This window comes from uncultured Campylobacter sp. (assembly GCF_938045775.1).
In the GTDB taxonomy this organism is placed as follows: Bacteria; Campylobacterota; Campylobacteria; order Campylobacterales; family Campylobacteraceae; genus Campylobacter_B.
In genome coordinates this window covers 1-1,452 of the sequence record NZ_CALIBH010000090.1, presented here as the reverse complement: position 1 = coordinate 1,452, position 1,452 = coordinate 1, and the positions used below count along the sequence as shown (strand labels likewise).

1 protein-coding gene and 1 pseudogene are annotated in these 1,452 nt (G+C 54.2%); both read right to left on the bottom strand.

What is annotated here, in order from left to right:
- Window positions 1-282 (bottom strand): annotated as a pseudogene (locus Q0238_RS03230) (hypothetical protein); the annotation flags it as partial.
- A gap of 21 nt (window positions 283-303) precedes the next feature.
- Window positions 304-1,452 (bottom strand): tannase/feruloyl esterase family alpha/beta hydrolase (locus Q0238_RS03225; RefSeq protein WP_297942877.1); only part of this gene is annotated, 1,149 nt, incomplete at its 5' end.

The following is a 1,452-nucleotide window of genomic DNA, read 5'->3' as shown; positions in this document are numbered from 1 at the left end:
CCTCACGTCCGCGACGTCAAAAACCTGCACGCAGCCATTCTTGATCTTTGAAAAGCTCTGCCCTGCGGCGACCAAGCAGCCGTACTCATCCGTGCCGCCGCCTACCATCGGCATCTGCACGGCAGGCACCTTGCAGACGCCCTCGCTCGTGCCGCAATCCGCAGCCGCGCCTTCGCTCCTCTTATCCATTGCACTCGTATCCTTGCCTGGCTTTATATCATACGCCGCGCAGCCGCACAAAAGCGCCGCCGCAAAGGCCGCGATTAAAATTTTGCCTCTCATCTTTACTCCTTTAAATAAATTTTATCTGCACTCAAAGCTACTCGCGTTATTTTCGTCGCCGCCTACGTAGGTAGCCACTTTAGGATACGCGCAAATCGGGATCTGCTTGCCCGCGCGACTCGTGCTTTTGCCTAGCAGACTAGATGGAGCCGTTCCCTGCTCGCGCCACGCTTCAAGCGCGCTTAGCGGATCGACGTCATCGATGCCGTTACCGCCGCCGCAGTGATTCATCCCAGGCAATGCAAAAAATCGCGCAAATTCGTCCGCATTCGCGTTCGTTTCCACTAGCTTTTTAAACCAATCGCGCTGATCCATCGCCGAAAATACGGGATCGGAAACGCCCGTTACGATGATGAGCTTACCGCCGTTAGCGCGGAAGCTATCTAGCTTGGTCGAAATCGCATCGTTTATCGCCGCGGTTTCGAATGTTCGCTGCACGTCTTTATCGAAATCAAAGCTCATCAGATCAAAATCAGGCTGCGGCGGCGTCAAGAAATAATAATTCATCGAACCCTTTGAGAGTACGATATTTCTGGCATTAGGCTCGGCGCTTTGCGAGTCGCCCAGCTTCCACATGCGCCAGCCGGGCTGATTTATCCCGGCATCGTAAAACCAGCCGCTGTAAATTTGCTCGCCCCTGCTGTTTTTTGCGCCCTCAAATATCGCCTTTATCACAGAAATTTTTTCTTTAGCTAGATCAAGTCCGCTGGGATCGAACTCGCAACGCTCCCAAGCGCCGATGATTCCGTCTTTTAGCCCGTCTAGCGCATCGCATTTGTCCAGAACCGCCCTGCTTAGCTTATCCAAATCCTCCTGCGTAAGGGCGTTTGCAAAAATTTTCTCTCCAGCGGCATTTTTAGGCGCGATATTCATAAGATGCTTATTGTCCCACTGCTCCGCGATCGCCGCGCGCGAAAGCCTAAAGCCAGGATTTGCTGCGATCACGCCGTCAAATTCCAGCGGATACCTCTGCGCCGCCATCAGAGCCGAGCGCCCGCCGTTTGAGCAGCCCATAAAATAGCTGTGCGCGGGCTCTTTTTTATACGCCTCGAAAACCAGCTGCTTTGAGACGCTCGCGACCTTGCCGATAGCCTGATACGCGTAATCCAGCCGCGCCTGTTGCTCAAGTCCGAACTCGGGCGTAGGCGTAGGGTGTCCCGAATCGGTCGT